The 24,285-nt window shown below is 44.9% G+C and carries 20 protein-coding genes and 9 tRNA genes; 10 read left to right on the top strand and 19 right to left on the bottom strand.

Annotation, left to right across the window (positions count from 1 at the left end; all coding sequences use genetic code 11):
* Positions 1-79: 79 nt before the first annotated feature.
* The 3 genes from prmC to hemA are packed head-to-tail and all read right to left on the bottom strand — an operon-like array spanning position 80 to position 3,331.
* Positions 80-922 (bottom strand): peptide chain release factor N(5)-glutamine methyltransferase, encoded by an 843-nt coding sequence (gene prmC, locus sps_RS21405; protein ID WP_077754353.1) that lies wholly within the window; start codon positions 920-922, stop codon positions 80-82.
* Positions 923-981: 59 nt separating this feature from the next.
* A complete protein-coding gene (gene prfA, locus sps_RS21410; RefSeq protein ID WP_077754354.1) occupies positions 982-2,067 on the bottom strand; it encodes a peptide chain release factor 1 in 1,086 nt (361 codons plus the stop codon).
* A 13-nt stretch (positions 2,068-2,080) separates the two neighbouring features.
* Positions 2,081-3,331 carry a glutamyl-tRNA reductase gene (gene hemA / locus sps_RS21415; RefSeq protein ID WP_077754355.1) on the bottom strand — a complete coding sequence of 417 codons (1,251 nt, stop codon included), beginning with the start codon at positions 3,329-3,331 and terminating at the stop codon, positions 2,081-2,083.
* A 270-nt stretch (positions 3,332-3,601) separates the two neighbouring features.
* Here hemA and lolB point away from each other — a divergent pair, with 270 nt between their 5' ends.
* The 3 genes from lolB (at position 3,602) to sps_RS21430 (ending at position 6,151) form a co-directional block, all read left to right on the top strand.
* Positions 3,602-4,273 carry a lipoprotein insertase outer membrane protein LolB gene (lolB, locus tag sps_RS21420; RefSeq protein ID WP_077754356.1) on the top strand — a complete coding sequence of 224 codons (672 nt, stop codon included), beginning with the start codon at positions 3,602-3,604 and terminating at the stop codon, positions 4,271-4,273.
* Positions 4,274-5,131, top strand: coding sequence for a 4-(cytidine 5'-diphospho)-2-C-methyl-D-erythritol kinase (gene ispE / locus sps_RS21425; protein ID WP_077754357.1), 858 nt, complete (start codon positions 4,274-4,276; stop codon positions 5,129-5,131). It abuts the gene before it with no gap.
* Positions 5,132-5,203: 72 nt separating this feature from the next.
* Entirely contained in the window at positions 5,204-6,151 is a 948-nt protein-coding gene (locus tag sps_RS21430) for a ribose-phosphate pyrophosphokinase (RefSeq protein WP_077755808.1), read from the top strand.
* A 69-nt stretch (positions 6,152-6,220) separates the two neighbouring features.
* On the opposite strand, the gene sps_RS21435 is transcribed toward sps_RS21430, so the two are convergent.
* The 14 genes from sps_RS21435 to sps_RS21500 all read right to left on the bottom strand — a co-directional run bounded on the left by sps_RS21435 (position 6,221) and on the right by sps_RS21500 (position 12,376).
* The gene (locus sps_RS21435) at positions 6,221-6,625 is read right to left on the bottom strand and encodes a hypothetical protein (RefSeq protein ID WP_077754358.1); all 405 of its coding nucleotides are present in this window, start codon (positions 6,623-6,625) and stop codon (positions 6,221-6,223) included.
* A 3-nt stretch (positions 6,626-6,628) separates the two neighbouring features.
* Entirely contained in the window at positions 6,629-7,081 is a 453-nt protein-coding gene (locus sps_RS21440) for a hypothetical protein (RefSeq protein WP_237157903.1), read from the bottom strand.
* A 440-nt stretch (positions 7,082-7,521) separates the two neighbouring features.
* Positions 7,522-7,606, bottom strand: a tRNA-Leu gene (locus sps_RS21445).
* Positions 7,607-7,773: 167 nt separating this feature from the next.
* A tRNA-Leu gene (locus sps_RS21450) sits at positions 7,774-7,858 on the bottom strand.
* A gap of 88 nt (positions 7,859-7,946) precedes the next feature.
* Positions 7,947-8,021: transfer RNA gene (locus tag sps_RS21455), tRNA-Gln, on the bottom strand.
* Positions 8,022-8,076: 55 nt separating this feature from the next.
* Positions 8,077-8,161 (bottom strand) — tRNA-Leu (locus tag sps_RS21460).
* A 109-nt stretch (positions 8,162-8,270) separates the two neighbouring features.
* A tRNA-Met gene (locus tag sps_RS21465) sits at positions 8,271-8,347 on the bottom strand.
* Between the two features lie 37 nt (positions 8,348-8,384).
* Positions 8,385-8,459 (bottom strand) — tRNA-Gln (locus sps_RS21470).
* Positions 8,460-8,491: 32 nt separating this feature from the next.
* A tRNA-Gln gene (locus sps_RS21475) sits at positions 8,492-8,566 on the bottom strand.
* A 47-nt stretch (positions 8,567-8,613) separates the two neighbouring features.
* Positions 8,614-8,698, bottom strand: a tRNA-Leu gene (locus tag sps_RS21480).
* Positions 8,699-8,813: 115 nt separating this feature from the next.
* Positions 8,814-8,890 (bottom strand) — tRNA-Met (locus sps_RS21485).
* A gap of 308 nt (positions 8,891-9,198) precedes the next feature.
* Positions 9,199-10,290, bottom strand: coding sequence for a redox-regulated ATPase YchF (gene ychF / locus sps_RS21490; RefSeq protein ID WP_077754359.1), 1,092 nt, complete (start codon positions 10,288-10,290; stop codon positions 9,199-9,201).
* 133 nt (positions 10,291-10,423) lie between these two features.
* On the bottom strand, positions 10,424-11,008 hold the full coding sequence (gene pth, locus sps_RS21495; RefSeq protein ID WP_077754360.1) for an aminoacyl-tRNA hydrolase: 585 nt from the start codon (positions 11,006-11,008) through the stop codon (positions 10,424-10,426).
* A 204-nt stretch (positions 11,009-11,212) separates the two neighbouring features.
* A complete protein-coding gene (locus tag sps_RS21500) occupies positions 11,213-12,376 on the bottom strand; it encodes an FAD-dependent oxidoreductase (protein WP_237158139.1) in 1,164 nt (387 codons plus the stop codon).
* A gap of 245 nt (positions 12,377-12,621) precedes the next feature.
* Between sps_RS21500 and sps_RS21505 the strand changes: the two genes are divergently transcribed.
* The 6 genes from sps_RS21505 (at position 12,622) to lnt (ending at position 18,652) form a co-directional block, all read left to right on the top strand.
* Complete coding sequence (locus sps_RS21505) at positions 12,622-12,972, top strand: hypothetical protein (protein ID WP_149027329.1); 351 nt, start codon at positions 12,622-12,624, stop codon at positions 12,970-12,972.
* 89 nt (positions 12,973-13,061) lie between these two features.
* Positions 13,062-14,486, top strand: coding sequence for a tRNA (N6-isopentenyl adenosine(37)-C2)-methylthiotransferase MiaB (gene miaB, locus sps_RS21510; RefSeq protein WP_077754362.1), 1,425 nt, complete (start codon positions 13,062-13,064; stop codon positions 14,484-14,486).
* A 134-nt stretch (positions 14,487-14,620) separates the two neighbouring features.
* Positions 14,621-15,664, top strand: a complete 1,044-nt coding sequence (locus sps_RS21515) for a PhoH family protein (RefSeq protein WP_077754363.1) — start codon at positions 14,621-14,623, stop codon at positions 15,662-15,664.
* Entirely contained in the window at positions 15,654-16,130 is a 477-nt protein-coding gene (ybeY, locus tag sps_RS21520; RefSeq protein ID WP_077754364.1) for an rRNA maturation RNase YbeY, read from the top strand. The genes sps_RS21515 and ybeY overlap by 11 nt, the downstream gene beginning before the upstream one ends.
* Positions 16,131-16,181: 51 nt before the next feature.
* A complete protein-coding gene (gene corC / locus sps_RS21525; RefSeq protein ID WP_077754365.1) occupies positions 16,182-17,057 on the top strand; it encodes a CNNM family magnesium/cobalt transport protein CorC in 876 nt (291 codons plus the stop codon).
* A gap of 50 nt (positions 17,058-17,107) precedes the next feature.
* On the top strand, positions 17,108-18,652 hold the full coding sequence (gene lnt, locus sps_RS21530) for an apolipoprotein N-acyltransferase (RefSeq protein WP_077754366.1): 1,545 nt from the start codon (positions 17,108-17,110) through the stop codon (positions 18,650-18,652).
* An 83-nt stretch (positions 18,653-18,735) separates the two neighbouring features.
* Here the strand turns inward: lnt and sps_RS21535 are convergent, their stop codons facing one another.
* Positions 18,736-20,604, bottom strand: coding sequence for a methyl-accepting chemotaxis protein (locus sps_RS21535; protein ID WP_077754367.1), 1,869 nt, complete (start codon positions 20,602-20,604; stop codon positions 18,736-18,738).
* A 463-nt stretch (positions 20,605-21,067) separates the two neighbouring features.
* A complete protein-coding gene (locus tag sps_RS21540) occupies positions 21,068-21,568 on the bottom strand; it encodes a zinc ribbon-containing protein (protein ID WP_077754368.1) in 501 nt (166 codons plus the stop codon).
* Positions 21,569-21,687: 119 nt separating this feature from the next.
* Between sps_RS21540 and leuS the strand changes: the two genes are divergently transcribed.
* The gene (gene leuS / locus sps_RS21545) at positions 21,688-24,279 is read left to right on the top strand and encodes a leucine--tRNA ligase (protein ID WP_077754369.1); all 2,592 of its coding nucleotides are present in this window, start codon (positions 21,688-21,690) and stop codon (positions 24,277-24,279) included.
* Positions 24,280-24,285: the final 6 nt, after the last annotated feature.

The following is a 24,285-nucleotide window of genomic DNA, read 5'->3' on the forward strand; positions in this document are numbered from 1 at the left end:
AAAATTCAGCTTATTCAGAACACTCTCAAGGCTGCAAACTCAGCCTACGAGAAAAACAGATGTTCAGTATTTAAAGAGGCTAACGAGGGAAGCGGCCCAAGGTACATCTGTCATTACTACCAAAATCTCTAACCGTAGCGACATTCTCATAGCCTAGCTCAATCATCTTTTTCCTGAGCGGAATAGCTTGCTGGTAGCCATGTTCAAGTAGAAGATAGCCGCCAGGGGCTAGATAGTCTCGAGCACTCGAGGCAATATGATAGAGATCGGCAAAGCCCGCTTCTCCTGCAGTCAGTGCACTCTGAGGCTCAAACCTGACATCACCTTGATCCAGATGCGCATCAGTCTCATCGATATAAGGCGGATTAGAGACGATGAGATTAAAGTCATAGCAGGTTACCGAGTCAAACCAGTCACTCTGGATAATCTCAACCTGCTGTAGCTTGAGATGTTCCCGGTTGGCTTTTGCCAGTGCCACAGCCTCAATGATTTTATCTACAGCGGTTATCTGCCATAGGCTCTTCTCATAGGCCAGAGAGAGGGCGATAGCCCCTGTTCCTGTACCTAAATCCAACACAGTAGCATTTTCTGCCAGTGGAAGGTTTAACGCAGTTTCGACTAATATCTCAGTGTCTGGACGCGGGATTAGCGTCGTAGGATTAACCATGAAAGGCAGAGACCAAAACTCTCTTTCGCCAACGATATGTGCAATAGGTGTACCCAGCACACGACGATGGACCATCTTTGTGTACTCGACAACCTGCTCCGATGTTAAACGTTCATCGGGCCAAGTATACAAGTAACCACGCTGTTTATGAATGATGTGTAGTAACATCACCTCGGCATCAAGCTTAGGTGTATCTGAGACATCGACCAATTGGGGTGAAGCCCAATCTAGGGCTCCAGCTAAAGTCTGCTGCAAGGGATTTCCTTAGTTTGATGCTTAATTCAAGCGCATTAGGTGGAAGGAGATCTCAATGATCACCCTTCAGACAAGGCCGCTAACATATCGGCTTGGTTTTCTTGCATCAAGGGAACAATCAACGCATCCAATTCACCTTCCATCACCTCATTGAGACGATAGAGAGTCAGGTTGATTCGATGATCACTGACGCGTCCCTGTGGGAAGTTATAGGTACGAATACGCTCGGAGCGGTCGCCACTACCCACTAAGTTACGGCGGGTTGTCTCTTCGGCACTACGACGCTTCTCATCTTCAACCGCTTGAATACGGGCAGAGAGCACGCTCATGGCCTGAGCACGGTTCTTATGTTGTGAGCGTTGATCTTGGCATTCAACCACAATACCCGAAGGTATGTGAGTAATACGGATTGCAGAGTCTGTTTTGTTGACGTGCTGGCCACCAGCGCCCGATGCGCGGAACGTATCGACCTTTAAGTCAGCCGGGTTTATCTTAATCGCTTCTGCTTCTGGCACTTCGGCAAGAACTGCAACAGTACAAGCAGAAGTATGAACTCGGCCTTGAGATTCAGTCTCAGGAACACGCTGAACTCTATGTCCACCGGATTCAAACTTGAGTCTACCGAAAACACCTTCACCAGAAACTTTAATGATGATCTCTTTAAAGCCACCATGTTCACCTTCGTTAGCGTTCATGATCTCAGTCTGCCAACGATTAGATTCGAAATATCTGCTGTACATGCGATATAGATCACCAGCAAAAATAGCGGCTTCATCGCCACCAGCGCCAGCTCGAATTTCAACGAAAGCATTATTGTCATCGTTAGGGTCTTTTGGAAGAAGTAAGATCTGCAGCTCATCTTCAAGCTTCTCAATGATCGATTTAGCTTCCTTCATCTCCTCCTGAGCCATCTCTTTGATCTCAGGATCATTCTCGTTAAGCATCTCTTTCGCGGCATTTAGATCTTCAGTCGCTTGCTGAAAAGCTTTGAATGCGGAAATGACATCTTCAAGCTGCGAATACTCTTTCGAGAGTGCACGAAAACGCTCCTGATCTGAAATAACCCCAGGGTCGCTCAACAGAGCCAATACTTCTTCATTACGCTCAAGCAAGCCTTCAAGCTTGCGGATAACACTGTCCTTCATTAAAACATTAACCTTAGTTCTTATCTAATCCGAGCGCACTTCTGAGTTGGCCAATGCTATTTAGATCACCTTGGCGGCTAGCAGCAGTCAAGGCTTGAGTTGGTGCATGGATCAATTTATTGGTTAGCTTATTGGCAAGTTCGAGTAGCAGTTGTTCGCTATCGCCACCTTGGGCTAACTTATTGATCGCTCGCTCAACTAACTCATCTTTTATCGCCATACTTTGGCTGCGATACTCACGAATACTGTCTACCGACTCTAGTGAGCGGATCCACTCCATGAAAAGATGTGACTCTTCTTCTGCAATTATCTCAGCTTGCTCGGCAGCCTCTCTTCTTGAGGCCATATTCTGTTCTATGATGCTTTGCAGGTCATCCACTGTGTAGAGGAAAGCATCGTCTAGCTCGGCCACCTCGGCTTCAATATCACGAGGAACTGCTATATCAACCAATAACATAGGTTGGTGACGACGCTGCTTCAGCGCTTTTTCTACCATGCCTTTACCGAGTATCGGTAATGGGCTCGCGGTAGATGATATCACGATATCGGCCTGAGAGAGAAAATCTGGGATCTGCTCGAGTGTAATTGCTGTCGCACCGAACTCCTCACACATGCCTTCGGCACGTGAAAGTGTACGGTTAGCAACAACCATAGAGTCGACACCATTATCTTTTAAGTGCCTGGCAACAAGTTCAATTGTCTCCCCAGCACCGATTAGCAAGACTTTAGTTGCACTCAATGCGGAGAAGATATGCTTAGCCATGCTAACTGCTGCAAATGCAACAGACACCGCGGCGGCACCAATCTCAGTTTCAGTTCTGACTCTCTTGGCTACCGAGAACGTATTTTGAAACATGCGATCCATGGTGATGGCCACGGTTCCGGCTTCTCTTGCCTTAACAAAAGACTGTTTTACCTGACCTAAGATTTGCGGCTCACCAAGGATTAGTGAATCTAACCCAGATGAAACACGCATCAAGTGCTGCACCACGGCTTGACCTTGATATTTATACAGGCAAGACTCAACCTCATCATGGGATAATTGATGATACTCTTCCAGCCAACGTACGACTTCCGCTTCATCGGCGGTATTGGTATACAACTCAGTACGATTGCAGGTTGAAATGATCACAGCTTCGCCGGTTTGGGTATGGCTCGCCAGACTCTTCATGGCATCATGAATTTTATCTGGTGAAAACGCGACCTTTTCACGCAGGTCAACCGTGGCTGTTTTATGATTAATACCGATTGCTACAAGGCTCATCTGACTCGTTCTGGTCTCTTGGCATCTCATTTATTGTCGGACATTCTACTTAATTGAATGAACTAAAAACAGAATATGCTTAACAAAACCGAATAATAATCTCAGTTCTTATCCATTTATCCAATTTAAGATCACTGTTTTTCCCTGCAATGAATAATTGTTAGCTTAGCTTAATACCTAAGTGCGACTAGACATGCAGCGAATTTCGCATTTAGGGCTGGTATTCTTAACGAGCCTTCGTATCATAGGGAACCTCACTATCAGCTATAGATGAATAATTTGAGCCATATCACAAAAATACCTCTCTTATTAATGCTCCTGAGCCTAAGTTTGCTATCGGCATGTACCACGACTCCAACAAACTTGGTCCCTATACAAGTCAAAAAAGTATCTCAAGCCAACGCTTGGGAGATGCGAGGCAAGCTTGCAGTCAAAACCCCCGAGGATAATTTCAGCACTAATTTATACTGGCTACACACCCAAGCAAAAAATGAACTAAAACTCACCACTATGCTTGGCACGACCCTTCTCTCTTTAACCACCGAGCATGGCATGGCACGCCTTGAGGTTGATGGAAAAACATATGAGCACCATGATGCTCAGCAGCTATTAACCAATGTCACAGGTTGGTCAATCCCGGTCAACGCCTTACCTTTATGGATAACGGGGCAAGTATCGCCAGATGATGAAGTCAGTTCATTTGATGAAAAGAATAGGCCAGTAAGCTTGTTTACGCCATCAGAGACCCCTCCATGGCAGGTAGACTTCCTTAAGTGGCAACATCAAAGTGGTGCTCAAATACCTAGGTTACTGCAATTAAAGAGAGTTGACCTACGACTAAAAATACAGGTAAATGAATGGCAAGCACTCGCTAATAGTGAATTATCCCCCTCAAAAAATCAGATTAAAAACAATACACAAATGAATGCGAGCACACGCTAGATGAAAGACACGAATTTATCACTAGGTTGGCCAGCACCTGCAAAACTCAACCTATTTTTACACATAAATAATCAGCGTGATGATGGCTATCATGAATTACAAACTTTGTTTCAATTTGTGGATTATTGTGACTATTTAGACTTTAGAGTCACCCAATCATCTGAGCTAAAGTTACACTCAAATATGAATAACGCTGTCGCAGATTGCGATAACTTAATTCTCCTAGCCGCAAAATCATTACAGGAATTTTGTAACTACGAAAAAGGTGCAGAGATTTGGCTGGATAAACGCTTGCCTATGGGAGGCGGGATCGGTGGAGGCTCGTCCGATGCCGCCACCACTTTAGTGGCATTGAATGCACTGTGGGATACCCAGTTATCTAAGGAGCAACTGATGATTATAGGCTTAAAGCTTGGTGCCGATGTCCCTGTTTTTATTAATGGTTTATCTGCATTCGCCGAAGGTGTCGGTGAAAAACTAATTCCTGTTTCGCCGAAAGAATATTGGTATCTGATTCTAGTACCCGATGTACATGTTTCCACCGCAGTAGTATTCCAAGATCCACAACTCACCCGCGACACCCCTAAGTTAGACATTGACTCCTTGATGAGTGCTCCATGGAAAAATGATTGCCAAGATTTCGTCGTTAAACGCTACCCTCAAGTTGCCAACACCTTGGACTGGCTGATAGAATATGCGCCGTCTAGAATGACTGGAACCGGAGCTTGTATTTTCGGTCAGTTCGAACTGCAGCATCAAGCCTTAGAGATCCTGGCTAAGTTACCGAAGGACATGCAAGGCTTTGTCGCTAAAGGGACAAATATATCTCCCCTAGAGTCGCATTTAACTCGACTATAGAGGTTAAACTCTGGAGTAAGCCTAATCTTACTTCAGCCACTAAAAATGAAGCATACGCCTGAGGTTCATACAGTGCCTGACATTAAACTTTTTGCTGGTAACGCAACACCTGCTCTCGCTAAGAAGATAGCCGATCGTCTATTCTGCAAACTCGGAGACGCAGCAGTAGGCGTGTTCAGCGACGGGGAAATCAGTGTCCAGATAAACGAAAATGTACGTGGTGCGGATGTCTTTATCATTCAATCTACATGTGCTCCAACCAACGATAACTTGATGGAACTTATCGTAATGGTTGATGCATTACGTCGTGCATCGGCCGGACGTATTACCGCAGTGATCCCTTACTTCGGTTACGCTCGTCAAGATAGACGCGTACGTAGCGCTCGAGTACCTATCACAGCCAAAGTGGTCGCAGACTTCCTATCAAGTGTAGGTGTTGACCGTGTCTTGACTTGTGACCTGCATGCTGAACAGATCCAGGGCTTCTTCGATGTTCCTGTCGATAACGTATTTGGTAGCCCTGTGTTACTAGAAGATATGCTATCGAAGAATCTTGATAACCCAGTAGTTGTTTCTCCGGATATCGGTGGTGTCGTTCGTGCCCGCGCAGTTGCTAAATTACTAGATGATTCTGATCTTGCTATTATCGATAAACGCCGTCCACAGGCTAACGTAGCTCAGGTAATGCACATTATTGGTGACGTTCAAGGTCGTGACTGTATCATTGTTGATGACATGATCGACACTGGCGGAACTCTGTGTAAGGCAGCCGAAGCCCTAAAAGAGCATGGCGCTAACCGTGTATTTGCTTACGCCACTCACCCTGTATTTTCGGGTAATGCGGCTAAGAATATCGCCGAGTCTGTCATCGATGAAGTTATCGTTACCGATACAATTCCCTTAAACAAGGATATTAAGGCACTGGATAAAGTTACTCAATTATCTATGTCTACGGTTATGGCCGAGGCTATCCGTCGTGTTAGTAATGAAGAGTCAATCTCTGCGATGTTTAAGCACTAGTTCGTATTTGGCTGTAAATAATTAAAGGCACTCAATGAGTGCCTTTTTTGTACCTAACAGTTGAAAGTATTAGAGCGAGATCTGCTTCAGGGCATCTTCTCTGAGTACTTTAGTCACAGCAAGTGCTATATGCCTGCGCATACCGACTAACCAGCCGTCGACTTTATCCTGATCTATACTGCACTTTCTTTTACACTCTGGACGAACTACCGAAAGCGGAACAATGGATACCCCACCTTTTTCAACAAGCAGCTCAACTTCGATGCGATAGGACTTATAATCTAAATAAGCATAGCGTCTGCCTTCCTCGACACGATACGTCCAATGATTATGACTTACAGCAGACTCAAGTAATCCATCGATATCTTCAACATATGGGGAAAATGGCACAGGGTTAGCGTAAAATTTAAGCTCATATGCTTGAGAAGAGATACTGAACAATAAAATGAGAATGATCGATATTTTAACCTTCATCGCTTACCCCTTAGCCAGTTCACGCTTAATGCTATTTCGTAGATTTTTTATATAGTTATAATAACCACGGCTGTTCTTATAACAGATATCGTCTAGGTTATTCTCACAAATATAATCCCCCAATGCAGCATGATATTTAAGCTGAACAAACTTGTCATCGTATTCGATACGCATCACATTGGTGTCGCCTCTATAATCGAACCTAGCTAAAATATAGCCATCCCCATCCCCCTCGAAGACCCAGGCAATGCCTTTTGTGTTTAGCATGCCTTCAATTATCGCAAAGCGGGTGAGTTTGATGTTTTTAGATGCTGGAATTTCTTTATGAACCGCTCGAATATAGCGCTCATATGATTTAGGTTTTACCTTCGAGTCGATAACTAACTCGCTTGGTGCTGCATATGAATAAGCAGACGTTCCCATTAAACAGAGAAAAACAATAAATATCCCTTTCAAAATAACCTCCTATTTAGTTTCAATGAGATTGTGCCATAAAAGATATACTCTTACATCTTATTAACCTTCTGTATGTATCGATAGAAGTATGAGGCGGGCAGATCCAATAGACTCTAGGATTATCGATTTATATCGGCATTGTAGGGCTCACAATCCCTGTTTGTGACCTTTTTATACAGTAACAGTGCAGAAGCTAAGTCTGACGTACTTACCGCCTCTATAAGACAATCACCTTTAAACCTAAGCATTTTTAAGTGAGAGCATCTTTAAACCAGAGCACATCTTAAGCTAATGTCTGTAAACCTAGAGGCGCTATATCAGCAGTCTCCCCAACTATATCTTGATATCGATATCAAGCAGCAAGTGATGCGATAAGGTTATCAGTAAATTTCAGACACAAAAAAGCCTGTCGTAAAGACAGGCTTTTTCATTTTAATAAATGGTACGGGAAGAGAGACTTGAACTCTCACACCTTACGGCACCAGAACCTAAATCTGGCGTGTCTACCAATTCCACCACTCCCGCACTGCATCAGTTTTGCATCCTGATTAAGATGATATGCCAAGAATTAAATCTGGCGTGTCTAATATCAACACCACCACTCCCGCACTGCTTCAAGTTTACATCTAGAAGAGATGATTCTAGTTTTACATCTTATTAGGATGAAAACAGAGAACATATCTGTTTTAAAATGGTACGGGAAGAGAGACTTGAACTCTCACACCTTACGGCACCAGAACCTAAATCTGGCGTGTCTACCAATTCCACCACTCCCGCACTGCATCAGTAAAACAAATGATTATAATTAAATATAACACTTGCTTAGTACTGCCTCTAGTTTTTCATCTTGAGCAGATGTAAAAAGTGGCTGGGGTACCAGGATTCGAACCTGGGGATGCCGAGATCAAAACCCGGTGCCTTACCGCTTGGCGATACCCCAACAAATTTCTTGCTAAGTTACCGACTCAGTCAAACTAAGCCTGTATCTTTATAAATGGTACGGGAAGAGAGACTTGAACTCTCACACCTTACGGCACCAGAACCTAAATCTGGCGTGTCTACCAATTCCACCACTCCCGCACTGCCTCAAGTTTTACATCTAGAGAAAGATGGTAGTGAATAATGAGACTTGAACCTAAGCTCCTAGAATCTACAATTCACAACCTCAAATTTTACATCTAGAGAAAGATGGTAGCAATAGCGGGACTTGAACCTGCGACCCCAGCATTATGAATGCTGTGCTCTAACCAGCTGAGCTATATTGCCACATAAACCAATCAATACGTTATCAACGTAATAAAAATGGCTGGGGTACCAGGATTCGAACCTGGGGATGCCGAGATCAAAACCCGGTGCCTTACCGCTTGGCGATACCCCAATAATCTTTTAGATTATTGAAACGAGAAAAAATGGCTGGGGTACCAGGATTCGAACCTGGGAATGCCGAGATCAAAACCCGGTGCCTTACCGCTTGGCGATACCCCAATCAAAACTCGTTTCGAATAACAGGAAACCCTATTATTCAATATAAATGGTACGGGAAGAGAGACTTGAACTCTCACACCTTACGGCACCAGAACCTAAATCTGGCGTGTCTACCAATTCCACCACTCCCGCACTGCATCTAGATTTACATCCTGATTAAGGATGATGTAGAAAGTAAAGATGCGCGCCTAATATCAACAGCACTCCACCACTCTCGCACATGCTCCAATTTTACATCCTGAAAAGATGGTAGCAATAGCGGGACTTGAACCTGCGACCCCAGCATTATGAATGCTGTGCTCTAACCAGCTGAGCTATATTGCCACTGTATACCTGCTCCTCTTGGTGAGGAACGGGGCGTATTATGCTTATTCAGCGTATTGAGGTCAACCGCTTTTTTCGCTAATTTAAACTAATTCTACTGTTCGGCTATTACTTCACCAAACTGAGCGCCAGATGCACAAATATAACCTCTTAAACGCAATCGGGATAGCGAACAGCCCCTAAATTCTGCTTCTTTCAAAGTGCAAAAAGGCTCAATTCATACCATTGAGCCTTTATTACATCACCAACTAGACCATGAAATTAAGTTTCATCCCCCAAATATGGCAATGAACATTTGCTTCAAACGCTTATACGTTAAAGAGGAAATGCATTACATCGCCATCTTTCACTATGTATGATTTTCCTTCAACCTTTAGCTTACCCGCTTCTTTAGCACCGGCCTCACCTTTATAGGTGATGAAGTCGTCATAGGCCATGACTTGAGCCCTAATGAAACCACGTTCAAAATCGGTATGAATCACACCTGCTGCTTGTGGTGCCGTCGCACCTATGGCTACAGTCCAGGCACGAACCTCTTTAACACCTGCGGTAAAATAAGTTTGTAGCGTTAGTAAATCGTAACCGGCACGAATAACGCGGTCTAATCCAGGCTCTTCCAGACCAAGATCTGCCATGAACTCTGCGCGATCTTCAGCTTCCATCTCTCCCAGCTCTGATTCAATCGCGGCACATACAGCAACGACAACAGCATTCTCTTTCGATGCTATTTCACGCACGGTATCCAGATGCGGATTGTTTTCAAAACCATCATCGGCCACGTTCGCAATATACATGGTAGGCTTTAACGTCAAGAAATTCAGGTAAGCAACAGCGGCTTTCTCTTCGACCGATAAATCTAAAGAACGTAGCATTAACCCTTCGTTTAAAGGGGCAAGCATCTTCTCTAGCACAGAGACTTCAAACTTAGCCTCTTGATCACCACCTTTAGCACGCTTCGCCTGACGGTGAATTGCACGCTCACATGAATCAAGATCCGCCAAAGCAAGTTCAGTGTTGATCACTTCGATATCTTCAGCTGGTGAGATTTTATTAGCCACATGCACTATATTCTCATCTTCGAAACAACGCACAACGTGACCAATGGCATCTGTTTCACGAATATTAGCCAGGAATTTATTTCCCAACCCTTCACCTTTAGATGCACCAGCAACCAGACCTGCAATATCTACAAACTCCATCGTTGTCGGTATTACACGCTCAGGATTAACGATCTCGGCCAAGGCATCGAGACGAGCATCGGGTACAGGCACAACACCTGTATTGGGTTCAATCGTACAAAACGGAAAGTTGGACGCTTCGATGCCCGCTTTAGTTAACGCATTAAATAACGTTGATTTACCTACGTTTGGCAGGCCTACGATGCCACATTTAAAACCCATATCTTTACCTTTAATATCAATAGTAAACTAACAGTCATACTGCCAGTTAAGTTCTTAAGAAGTCACCAAGCGTCACTTCATCAAATTTTTTGCTATAAACCAATGCGGTTTAAGACTTAAACAAATACACCTTCTATGCTTTAAAGGTGTGTAACCTATTCATGGCTTTAGCCATGTCTTCAGTAAACAATAACTCGGTGGAACGTACAGCCTCATCGATCACGGTTTCAATCTGAGTCTGCTCAACTGCCGGAGCCTTGCCCAATACATAATTACTGACTTGGTTTCTATCACCTGGATGACCTATGCCTATTCGTAATCGATAGAAACCTTTATCATTCCCAAGACTGGCGATGATGTCTTTTAAACCGTTATGGCCACCATGTCCGCCACCCAGTTTAAACTTGGCAACTCCAGGCTGCATATCGAGTTCATCATGAGCTACTAAGATCTCATCGGCTTGGATACGAAAGAAATTCGCCATTGCACCGACAGACTTACCACTGAGATTCATAAACGTACTCGGGATCAATAAACGAACATCTTTACCATGCAGGTTAACTCTTGCAGTTAAACCATAATACTTGCTATCGGCGTTCAGAGTCGCACCGCATATTCTAGCGAGTTCTTGTACGTACCAAGCCCCAGTATTATGTCGGGTCTGTGCATACTTTTCACCAGGATTAGCGAGCCCTACAATTAGTTTTATGTTACTCATTTAGCCCATTCTTTAATACGAGGCGCACATCCGCCGTACAATAGATGCCAGCCAAACGTCACGCGTAAATAAAAACGCGGCATTTTAACACTCAATCCACGGCGCAACAAATTATAAGCAAAATTGATTTAGTTGAGAAACTTGCAGATGTGCCAAACGGGCGCTAAGGCCCGAGGATAAATAGAGTCAAGTCTTAAAACTTAGTTACAACCCCATGGCATATTTGAGCACTTGCTTCTTAATTGGCGAGTCTATGTCCGCAAGCTTAAGCGCAGCATTTCGCAGTACTTTTAGTGGTAGTAACTCATTGCTGAATCCAGCATAAAACAGATCCATCGCCGACATCATCAGTTGATTATCTCGGTAACGGCGAGATTGGTACTCACTCAATGCAGTAGTCCCCCACCAAGACTCTTGTCGACTCAGCTTATCCGAAATCACCGAGATCAATGCATCGACATCTTTGAAGCCAATATTGACCCCTTGTCCTGCCAGGGGGTTTATGGTGTGAGCGGCATCACCTAATATAACCAAATTATCAGCAAAATAAGATTGGGCATGGCGTCGGGTCAACTTAAAACTGCCTTTATTCAATACTTTAAACTGCCTGTCCAACCGCTCAGGAAAATGCATCTTAATCTGCTGAGCTAACGCTGTATTACTCAATTGTGATAGCTGAGCTATTCGACTCGCATCATCATACCAGACTAAAGAAGCATTATTGCCCGGCAGTGGTAACAGAGATCTGGGCCCTTGGGGCGTAAACTGTTGCCAAGTAACATCTTGCTGTGCCGTCGCCGTCTCGATATTAATCAACATAGCCGACTGAGCATAATCCCAGCCTGTTAAGCCGATCCCGGCCCAAGTTCGAACCTGTGAGTTGGCTCCATCAGCGCCAACTAAAAGCTTAGTTTCCAGCCGCAGACCATCGTCTAAAGTCACACAAACACCATGCTTAGATCGACTAAAGCTATCGACACTTCTTGGGCAAACTAGCTCAAGGTTATCGAAGGACTCGAACTGTTCCCACAAGGCCAGCTGTATCAAACGGTTCTCGACAATATGCCCTAGATGAGAAGCACCGACGCAATCGGCATGAAAACGTGTGATACATCCCTCTATCTCCCAGGTTTCTAGGCCTAAATATGGCGCTCTTCGCATCTGAGCCAAACTTTCCAGTGCACCAAGACGATCCAGCAAGGTCTCAGTTGCGACACTGACGGCGGAGACTCTCAAATCTATTGCCTGCTCACTGCTATAGGTCTCAGGTCGGAACGCTTCAATCACGGTCACACTCAAGCCTAGCTGAGCTAAACCTATGGCCGTTGCAGCACCGATCATGCCTCCACCTAGGATAACGACATCCATTGTTGTAATTTCAGTTTGAGATTGACTCACCAAGACTCCTACACATCAAATAACGACGTTCTATTAATTCATTCTAATTTACTGCCAACAGATAACCCATAATCATTTCAAAATTCTCAGATGAGTATGCAAATGTTGCTATAGGCGAACTACTCACACCTGCTTACAAACCGTACGCTTATCACACGAACTCCTGTCTTACACTCAGTCTTGAAAACTAAGCCAATGGATTGAGTGAGAATATTATGAAATTTATCACAGCCTTTATAACTGCTTCTATATTTGTCAGTACTAGCCTGTTACCAAACATGGCGATAGCTGCGCCGTCGACCCCAGCTATAAATAACGGCACAATAGAAGTCATCACTGTAACCTATCGTGCACCTATGGATTATGCCCTATATCAATATACGACGGAACTGCTGGCATATTTCAGAGTGCAGATCCAGGCCGACATTTACACTCAGGCTCGGGCAGGTTCACTGCAGATGGCTCAGTCAATACAAAGACAAATGCAGGCAGATAGCTCCGCTTGGAAAGCAACAAATACACACAATACCTGGCAAGATAAAACTTACAGTCCACAGTATTTTTGAATAAACATGACCAAAAGCTAGCCAGTGACGTGCTCAAGAGGTAAAATGTCGCGCTGTTTTTCCCGTGGTTCCAAGAGTGACATAAACTGATGAGCAAGAAACTCCATATAAAAACCTGGGGCTGTCAGATGAATGAGTATGACTCATCCAAGATGGCCGACCTAATGGACGAATATAAGGGTTACACCCTGACAGACGACGCTGAAGAAGCCGATGTACTGTTACTAAATACCTGTTCGATCCGTGAAAAGGCTCAGGAAAAAGTGTTCCATCAACTTGGGCGCTGGAAAAAATTAAAAGATAAAAACCCGGATCTCATCATAGGCGTCGGCGGTTGCGTTGCCTCCCAGGAGGGCAAGGTGATTAAGGAACGTGCTCAATGCGTCGATATCATCTTTGGCCCACAGACCCTGCATCGTTTGCCTGAGATGGTCGATCAGGTCAAACAAGGTGGCAAGGCAGTTATCGATATCAGTTTCCCAGAAATCGAAAAATTCGATCGACTACCAGAGCCTAGAGCCGATGGTCCGACGGCTTTCGTTTCGATAATGGAAGGCTGTAGTAAGTATTGCTCTTTCTGCGTGGTGCCGTACACACGTGGTGAAGAGGTGAGCCGTCCCGTCGATGACGTCATCTTAGAAGTCGCTCAGCTTGCCGAACAAGGTGTTCGTGAAGTCAATTTACTGGGCCAAAACGTTAATGCTTTTCGTGGTGCAACCCATGATGATGACATCTGTACCTTTGCCGAACTCCTGCGTTATATCGCCGCTATCGATGGTATCGACAGGCTGAGATTTACCACTAGCCACCCTATTGAATTCTCTCAAGACATCATAGATGTTTATGAAGATACACCGGAACTGGTTAGCTTCCTGCACCTGCCGGTTCAATCGGGTTCAGATCATATTCTAACCCAGATGAAACGTGGTCACATGGCTATAGAATATAAGTCGATTATTCGTCGTCTGCGTAAGGCGCGCCCGGATATACAGATCAGCTCAGACTTTATCATAGGTTTCCCGGGTGAATCTAAGCAAGATTTTTCCGACACAATGAAGTTGATTGAAGATGTCGCCTTCGATCATAGCTTTAGCTTTATCTATAGTGCCCGTCCAGGCACACCCGCTGCAGATTTACCAGACGATGTGACTCTGGCAGAGAAGAAAGAACGCTTGGCTATCTTGCAGGAGCGTATCACTCAGCAGGCAATGCGTTATAGTCGTCAGATGCTAGGCACAGTTCAGCGCATCTTGGTCGAAGGCCCTTCGGTCAAAAATCCAATGGAGCTCAGAGGGCGCACCGAAACCAGTCGGGTGGTTAACTTCGAGGCCGACCCCAAGCATATAGGCAGCTTCGTCGATGTCGAAATTGTCGATGTCTACACAAACTCACTGCGTGGTACCTTTATTCGCGGTGAAGACGAGATGGATCTGCGCCGTTCATTAAGGCCTTCCGATATCCTTTTAAAACATAAGAAAGACGATGCCTTAGGTGTGACACAGTACATACCTTAAAATAACAAGTTAAACCACTAAGGCGGCTTCATTGCCGCCTTTTTTATTTGCTTAAATACCATTAGCATTTCTTGTTCTGTACTCGTAAAATGAAAGAATAGTGACACCCAAACCATTGCCAATTGGAGCCATTCTTGTCTAACAAGTTAACGACGCTTAACCTCTATCTCGAGCCATCTGATACTCGCCGATTGGCATCATTATGTGGACCCTTCGATGACAACATCAAACAACTCGAACGTCGAGTCGGCGTTGAGATAAGTTATAGAAACAACCACTTTCAGATTATGGGTCAAGCGAGAAACTGTCTGACTATTAACAATCTTCTGAAAACTCTCTATGTTGAGACTCAGCCCATAAGAGGCAGCACGCCGGATCTGGAGCCTGATACGGTACATCTGGCAATACAGGAAGCTGTAGCTCTGGAGGCTGAGGCTCCCAGAGATGATGCTGAGTTCTATATCAAGACTAAGCGTGGTGTGGTCAAGCCCCGCAACCCGAATCAGAGTGACTATGTCGCCAACATAATGCGTCACGATATCACCTTCGGCGTCGGTCCTGCCGGTACAGGTAAAACCTATCTGGCTGTGGCAGCTGCTGTGGATGCCTTAGAACGACAAGAAGTTCGGCGTATTCTACTTACCCGTCCCGCCGTAGAGGCTGGCGAAAAGTTAGGTTTCCTACCAGGAGATCTGAGCCAGAAGGTGGATCCTTACTTGCGTCCTCTCTACGATGCCCTATTCGAGATGATGGGATTCGAGAAAGTCGAACGCCTGATAGAAAAAAATATTATCGAGGTCGCCCCACTCGCCTACATGCGTGGTCGCACTCTGAATGATGCCTTCATCATCTTAGATGAGAGTCAAAATACCACCTTAGAGCAGATGAAAATGTTCTTGACCCGTATCGGATTCAACTCACGAGCGGTTATCACAGGCGACATCACTCAGATTGATCTACCTAAGAGCCAAAAATCAGGTTTGCGCCATGCTATCGAGGTCCTCAGTAAGGTTGAGGAGGTTAGTTTCAACTTCTTTCAGGCTAAGGATGTGGTTCGCCACCCTGTTGTGGCTCGAATAGTCGAAGCTTACGAAGATCATGAGCAGCAAGTTCAACAAGCTAAAGCAAAACACGATAATCAATATAAGCTTCAGGAAACCACGGTCAATGAGTCTTAATCATAAAAAACTCGAGTTAGATCTCGATCTGCAAATCGCCATAGATAATGAATCATTACCATCTCAAGAAGATTTTGAACTTTGGGTTCGCTATGCACTCAGAGAGATCATGACTCAAGCCGAGTTAACCATTAGAATAGTCGACGAAGCAGAGAGTCAGGAGCTCAATAGCACTTACAGAGGAAAAAATAAGCCTACTAATGTGCTCTCTTTTCCTTTTGAGGCACCGCCCGAGATAGACATACCTCTACTAGGCGATCTCATTATCTGTGCCCCTGTGGTAGAACTCGAGGCGAAGCAGCAAAACAAAAGCTTACAAGCCCACTGGGCTCACATGGTTGTACATGGTTGTCTGCATCTGCTAGGGTATGATCATATTCATGATGCCGAAGCTGAAGAAATGGAGTCATTAGAGACTCAACTAGTTGAAAAATTAGGTTTTAATAATCCATACAAGGAGCAATAATTGGTCTATTTACCCATCGTGTTTGATAGGGTATCTGGCTAGGAAAATACTATGAGTGACGATATCCCCCCGAGTACCAACGCCCAAAAGAAGGGCTGGTTAGAGAAAGTAAGTCAGTTATTCCAGGGCGAGCCCCAGAGTCGCGATGATCTTGTTGATGTAATTCACGATGCTGAGCAACGTGAGGTTATCTCTGAAGACACACGCGAAATGATCAAAGGTGTATTAGAAGTCTCAGATCTAAGGGTTCGGGATATCATGATGCCCAGAGCTCAAATAGTCGCACTGCAGATCGATAATACAGTAGAAGAGCTACTTTCTACGGTTATTAGTTCCGCACATTCACGCTTCCCCGTCGTAAATGAAGATAAAGATCATATTGAAGGCATCTTGCTAGCAAAAGATCTACTCAAATACGGCTTTAAAAACAATGATGAGCCTTTCACTCTAAGCCAGGTTATTCGCCCTGCTGTCGTTGTTCCCGAAAGCAAACGTGTCGATGTACTCCTCAAAGAATTCCGCTCCCAACGTTATCATATGGCCATAGTGGTCGATGAATATGGTGGAGTATCGGGTCTGGTCACCATCGAAGATATTCTCGAAGAGATAGTCGGTGAAATCGAAGATGAATTCGACCACGACTCTGCCGAAGATACAGAAATCCGTAAGGTGGGCAAACAGGTCTATATGATCAAGGCGCTGACCCCGATTGAAGACTTCAATGATGAGTTTAAGACTCAATTCAGTGATGAAGAGTTTGATACCGTTGGTGGTCTGGTCTCACATGCGTTTGGTCACCTGCCTGAACGTAATGAGAAGGTCATCATAGATGGCATAGAGTTTAAGGTTATCAGCGCCGATACGCGCCGATTACTTCAGCTAAGAGTCAAACTTCCCGATCCCAATGCCGAAGAGCAGATAGCTTAGAACAAGGGCTATCACCTCAAAACACGGTCGTTTTATATGATGAGGCTTAAATGCTGAATAAACTTCGGGCATTTGCCCATCATTCAAAAATACGTCTGGTACTGGCATATCTTGCCGGTGCCAGTACCGCACTCGCCTTTGCTCCCTATGGCTTATGGCCGATCTACCTTATCGCTACAGTGTTCGCACTACATCAAAGCAGCGGCTTATCTGCCCGAGCTGGATTAACATACTGGTTAAGCTTCGGCTTTGGCTGTTTCTCCGTCGGCATTAGTTGGGTACATGTCAGCATGTCCACTTATGGCGGTATACCACTTATCGCTTCCATGGCCTTAATGGCAATACTCGCCTTGTATCTTGCACTCTACCCGGCACTAACAGGTTATCTGCTACAGAAATTATCACCCAATACTTCCATAATGAGAAACCTCATCTTGTTTCCTGCATTATGGACTATAACGGAATGGCTAAGAGGCTGGGTGTTGACCGGCTTCCCTTGGCTCTGGGCTGGCTATTCTCAAACCGAGGGACCGATTAAAGCACTAGCCAGCGTCATAGGCGCTCTCGGCTTAAGCTTTGTATTGGCATTAATTGCCGGTGTATTAGCTCTGTGTTTGCAAAAACGTTGGCGACCAGCTGCTATTATTTTACCCTTGCTGGGATTAACTACTTACTTCTCGCCCATGCTTTCTAACGTCGAGCCCGATGGCAAAACGGTCAAGGTGGCCCTGATACAGGGAAATATTCCCCAAAGCATGAAATGGGAACCCGAGGCACTCTGGCCGACCATGAGCAAGTACATGGATCTTTCTCGTCCATTATTAGATGCGGATATCATCATCTGGCCCGAAGCCGCAATCCCAGCCCCTGAGTATATGGTGTCTGAATTTCTCGATAATGCCAATAAAGTCGCTAATCTCAATAATAGCGCCATCATCACAGGCATTATCAGCCACCAGCAAGATAACTTCTACAATTCACTGATCGTGCTCGGCAACCACAACAGTGAGCACCAGAGCCAGGCAGATTACATAGGAGACGGCAGCAACGAATTTAAGAAACATCACCTATTGCCAATTGGTGAGTTCGTTCCTATGGAGTCTCTGTTAAGACCCCTAGCACCTCTTTTTAACTTGCCTATGTCTTCGTTTAATCGAGGAGCGTATCAGCAGCCAAACCTCAACGCACTTGGTCATCAAATAGCGCCTGCCATCTGCTACGAGATAGCCTTTCCTGAACAGTTAAGAGCCAACGTAAATGAAGGAACAGAGCTTCTACTAACTGTGTCTAACGATGCCTGGTTCGGCAGTTCTAACGGGCCATTGCAGCATATGGAAATTGCTCAGATGCGCTCAATCGAACTTGGCCGCCCGCTAGTAAGAGCAACCAACAATGGTGTCACCGCCGTTGTCGATGAGTTGGGTAATATTACTCACCAATTACCTCAATTTGAAACAGGGGTGCTGGTCGCCGATATCCCCCTGGTCAAGGGTCAAACCTGGTTCTCTAAATGGGGGCAATTGCCGATCATCATATTCTCAGCCCTGTTAGTAGGACTGGTGATTATTCGTCAACGCTGGCCTTCAACCAACTAAGTCTAGGTTAAGAGCACACATAAAAATACCCGCTAAAAGCGGGTATTTTTATGTGTGCTAGCTTGAATCAAGTTAAAGGATATCTAGACGATAAATTGATTCAACAACTGTTCCTGCCTCTTAACTTGCTCCAACTGGTTGCTCATAGCCCCATTAGCTTGCTCCGAGTTATTAGCGACCTGCGTCGACAGATCTCGAATATTAGAAGTATTACGATTCATCTCTTCGGCAACTTGACTCTGCTCTTCAGCGGCACTGGCTATTTGCAAATTCATGTCGGTGATCTCTTCGATACTATTGCGGATCTTATTCAAAGTTTCATTCGCCACCTGTGCTTTCTCAACAGTTATTACCGTTGTCTCTCGACTGTCTTCCATCACACTTACCACTGTAGCCACACCGACTTGTAGTTTCTCTATTTTCTCTTTAATTTCTGATGTTGATTCCTGAGTCCGCGCAGCCAGAGTACGCACTTCATCAGCGACAACGGCGAAACCTCTGCCCGACTCCCCCGCCCTAGCAGCTTCTATTGCAGCGTTGAGCGCTAAAAGATTCGTTTGACCCGCTATTGCATTAATCACACCTAAGATAGACTCAATACTCACGGTATCGGCTTCAAGCTCTTTAACTGCATTAGCCGCATCATCTATCTGACCAGATAGATGCTCGATAGACTCTGTGGTTTGCACAACGGCAGTCACTCCTTCACTTACCGCATTATCGGCTTGCTGGACTGCATAGGCCGCGCTTTGCGCGTTATTGGCGACATCTGAAGCCGTAACCGACATCTCATGCATTGCCGTAGCAAGTTGCTCAACCTCTTGTGTCTGCTGCCCCATGGCTTCCAAGGCTTCACTGGCTCCTCTGGCGGTCGCTTGAGTACCTTGACTAACTTCACTGCCAATGGACTTCACCTGCTGAATCAAATCTTGCAATTTGATCACAAAATTATTGAAGTTACCGGCCAAAGTCGCGAACTCAACATCTGAATCGGTAGTCAACCTACGAGTCAAATCCCCTTCACCCGTAGACACATCTCGCATGGCTTCATTCAATATATCCAAAGGCTTCATTAATTGGCGAATGATGCCACTCATAAGAAGAATCGCCGCAATTAATGCCAGCAGTGAATACAAGATTGCATCACGGCGAAGATCATCGGCAGCTGCAAATATCACCCCTTCATCCAGTACTATTCCCAGGCTCCAATCCAGTCCAGATAGAGGTCTGAAAATAACCAAGTTCATTTTGTCATCGATCTCCAGTTGTGAACTCGCCACAGTCGTATCCAACTGACTCCCGAAAACCTGGCTCATTGGACGTCCATTTTTACTCGAGTCCGGATACGCAATAAACTCACCTTTCTTGCCAACGATAAATGCATATCCAGCGCCGAAGAGATTAGCTCTGTTACTGATGTCCGCCAAACTCTTGAGACTGACATCCGTGAATAAGGCCCCCTTAAACACACCATTTTCAGATAAGGGCATAGCCGCTGAGACTAATATCTCACCACTTGCAGCATCGGCATAGGGCGCCGTAAACAAGAACTTACCTTGCTTTTTTGCCTCCTGGTACCACATGCGTTGCCTTGGGTCATAGCTCGAACCAGGATTCCAGGTCGGATCATTGCCGACGAAATGCCCGCTTTCCAGCCCCATACCCGATAAGGGAAAGTGCTGTTTGATAATTGGCTGATCCAGAACTTCAAGAAAGTGCTCATCAGATAAGTCTGTTTCCAGAAGAGACGCTGCATATTGAGTAATACTCTTTTTTTCAGCCATAACAGCTTCTATATTATTACTCATGGAGCTAGCCAGCTCATCAACACTGCCCGATACCTGTTGGTAAATTTGCTGCTTCACCTGAAAATATTGATAACTGGACAAACATGCCAGTGACAACATCAAAATGAGACTCGCAGCCATAACAATTTTATGCACAAACTTCATATACATCCTCACAGATACCGCTAGTGATTTTAAAAGCTGTTTTCTAGTTTCAGCACAAGAAAAACTTTCCTGACTTCCATTGTCACAGCTTCCTTTAAATTAACCACTACCTTTGTAGAACAATATGTAAAAAATTAATACATATTTCACATAGGAATTGATAGAAACATGTGAATAACTGTAGCAGACAGCTTGTTTAATTGCCTACCTTGAACAGGTTCATCTATGTAGCGAAGTTACCAAGGTTTTAGCTGTAAGACATTGACGTACAATCTGCGCACTTAATTAAGCACTGAGATAGAAGGTAATAATTGATTATAATCAAATACCAGCAAGGTTCTCTTGAACGACAAACCTTGCTGTAATAGATGAAAATCATGAAGAAAAGAGTAGAACAGTCATCTGCTTGTTAGCAACGAGCTAGAATAAGTCTAATATCGATCGATATATAATCAGCCTGACTTTAAGGTGCTAATGACTCCCGGGTAAAGTCGCTCTTATCACATTGAGGACAATCAGGAATAACCCCTGGGAATTCGATTCTCATCTCGTGACCACAATGAGTACACACCATATTACCTTGATTGACGATTTCACCGCTTTGATAATGGCCTTGATGTTTGAAATCTTGCAAGACTTCATGCCACTCGATCTGGCTTCTGTCTGTGATATTGCTCAACCAATGCCAAAGTGTATTCTCTACTGTGATCATAGTGGGACTATGACTCAGATCTAAATCATTTTTCTCATGCAAGAAATTCGCTATATCACGTTTTAAAAATTGTTCGACTAATGCCAGCTCATTATCCTTAGCCCTGTCTTTGATAGACAAGAACTCTTTACTATCAGTAACGATGCTAAATAACTCTTTTATAGTTATAGAGTTATCTTCAGAATAATCAGATTTAACTTGCGCTAATAGCGCCTCATAAAGCGATAGCAACTCAGTACTTCTCTTACTCATCTTAAATACTCCTCATCCGAACCTTTTTAATGACTCACTTCTAGTTTATTCTATGCAGATCTAACTCGCGTATAAAGTGCGCGAGATCAAATAATGGGCCCCATGGCCGGGAAATATTGATGCAAGAGCAATATCAACCTTCAGAAATTGAAGCTAAGGTGCAGCAGCACTGGAAGGACAAGAAAACATTCGAAGTCACAGAAGATGAGAACAAAGAGAAATTTTATTGTCTCGCTATGTTCCCTTACCCTTCTGGCCGGCTGCACATGGGTCATGTACGTAACTACACAATAGGCGACGTAATAGCCCGTTACCAGCGATTACAGGGAAAAAATGTATTACAGCCTATCGGTTGGGACTCATTTGGCCTCCCAGCTGAAAATGCGGCTATCAAAAATAAGACTGCTCCGGCCCCTTGGACTTACGAAAATATCGATTACATGAAGAACCAGCTGAAGATGCTGGGATTCGGTTACGACTGGAGCCGTGAAATTGCGACTTGTACACCCGAGTACTACCGTTGGGAGCAGTGGTTCTTTACCAAGTTATTTGAAAAAGGCCTGGTCTATAAGAAAACCGCTTCGGTCAACTGGTGTCCTAACGATGAAACCGTTCTAGCTAACGAGCAAGTTATCGATGGCTGTTGCTGGCGCTGTGACACAGTTGTTGAGCAAAAAGAGATCCCTCAATGGTTTATCAAGATCACCGAATATGCCGATGAACTACTAACCGATCTTGACCAACTCGATGAGTGGCCTGAGCAGGTTAAGACCATGCAACGCAATTGGATCGGTCGCAGTGAAGGCATAGAGATGACCTTCAAGGTTGTCGATAGCGAAGAGAGCTTCGATATTTATACCACCCGCCCCGATACTGTTATGGGTGTAACTTATGTTGCGATCGCGGCAGGCCACCCTCTGGCAGAGAAAGCTGCAGCCAATAATCCTGAACTTGCCGCATTCATTGAAGAGTGTAAAAACGCAGACACAACGGAAGCCGCCATGGCGGCCATGGAAAAGAAAGGTGTCGCGACAGGGCTTTACGCCACTCACCCTCTTACAGGTAAGCAAGTACCAATCTGGGCAGCCAATTTCGTGCTGATGAATTACGGCACTGGTGCCGTCATGTCGGTACCGGCTCATGACCAACGTGATTATGAGTTTGCCATTAAATACGGATTAGCCATAGAAGGCGTGATTAAGCCAAGTGATAGCGAACTCGATATCAGTGAAGTTGCCTACACAGAAAAAGGTGTGCTGTTTAATTCTGGAGACTCATTTCCTGAACTAGACGGACTGGATTTCCAAGGCGCGTTCGATGCCATCGATGCCAGATTAACAGCTGAAGGCAAAGGTAAGCGTCAGGTTAACTTCCGTCTACGTGACTGGGGTGTATCCCGTCAACGCTATTGGGGTGCTCCTATCCCTATGGTGACACTTGCCGATGGCACTGTGGTACCTACACCGGAAGATCAACTCCCGGTCATCTTACCGGAAGATGTGGTCATGGATGGGATTCAAAGCCCAATCAAAGCCGACAAAGAGTGGGCCAAGACGACATACAATGGTGAAGAAGCCTTCAAAGAGACTGATACCTTCGACACCTTCATGGAGTCATCTTGGTACTATGCTCGCTACTGTAGCCCACATGCAGATCAGATGTTAGATCCAGCTAAGGCTAACTACTGGCTACCCGTTGATCAGTATATCGGCGGTATTGAGCATGCGTGTATGCATTTGCTCTACTTCCGTTTCTTCCACAAGTTACTAAGAGATATCGGCTTAGTCGATTCTGATGAACCCGCAAAACGTCTACTCACTCAAGGTATGGTGTTGGCTGATGCCTTCTACTATAACAATGAGAAAGGCGCACGCGTCTGGGTTGCACCATCTGATGTTACCGTTCAGGAAACTGACGATAAAGGCCGTATCCTTAAAGCTATAGACAGCGATGGCAACGAGCTTGTCTATACCGGCATGAGCAAAATGTCTAAGTCTAAGAATAACGGTATCGATCCTCAAGAGATGGTCGATAAATTTGGTGCAGATACCGTTCGTTTATTCATGATGTTTGCTGCGCCACCTGAGTTGACTCTCGAATGGCAAGAGTCTAGTGTCGAAGGCGCGCATCGTTTCATCAAGCGTCTTTGGAAACTGGCTCACGACCATATCGCTAATGGGCCTACAGTCGCTCTTGATGTCAAGTCTCTCGATACTAAGCAGAAAGAGCTCCGTCGAGAATTGCACAAGACAATAGTCAAGGTTACCGACGATATTGAGCGTCGTCAGATGTTCAACACAGCCATTGCCTCTATCATGGAGCTAATGAACCGTTTACTGAAGGCACCTCAGGAGTCAGAGCAAGATCGTGCTTTGTTAAATGAAGCACTCTCGGCCGTGGTTCGCCTGTTATACCCAATCATTCCTCACACCAGCTTCAGCTTATGGAATGAGTTAGGTAATACAGAAGCAATCGAAGATGTCTTGTGGCCAAAAGCCGATGAGTCAGCACTTGTCGAAGACAGCAAGCTGATCATAGTACAGGTCAACGGTAAGCTTCGTGCAAAAATAACGGTTCCAGCCGATGCAACGAAGGAAGCGGTTGAAGAGCAAGGTCTTGCAGAAGAAGGAGTGCTAAAACACACCGAAGGTAAAACCATCCGCAAAGTCATCTATGTACCGGGCAAATTGCTCAACATAGTGGCTAACTAAGCCATC

It is taken from the genome of Shewanella psychrophila, assembly GCF_002005305.1.
Taxonomy (GTDB): Bacteria; Pseudomonadota; Gammaproteobacteria; order Enterobacterales; family Shewanellaceae; genus Shewanella; species Shewanella psychrophila.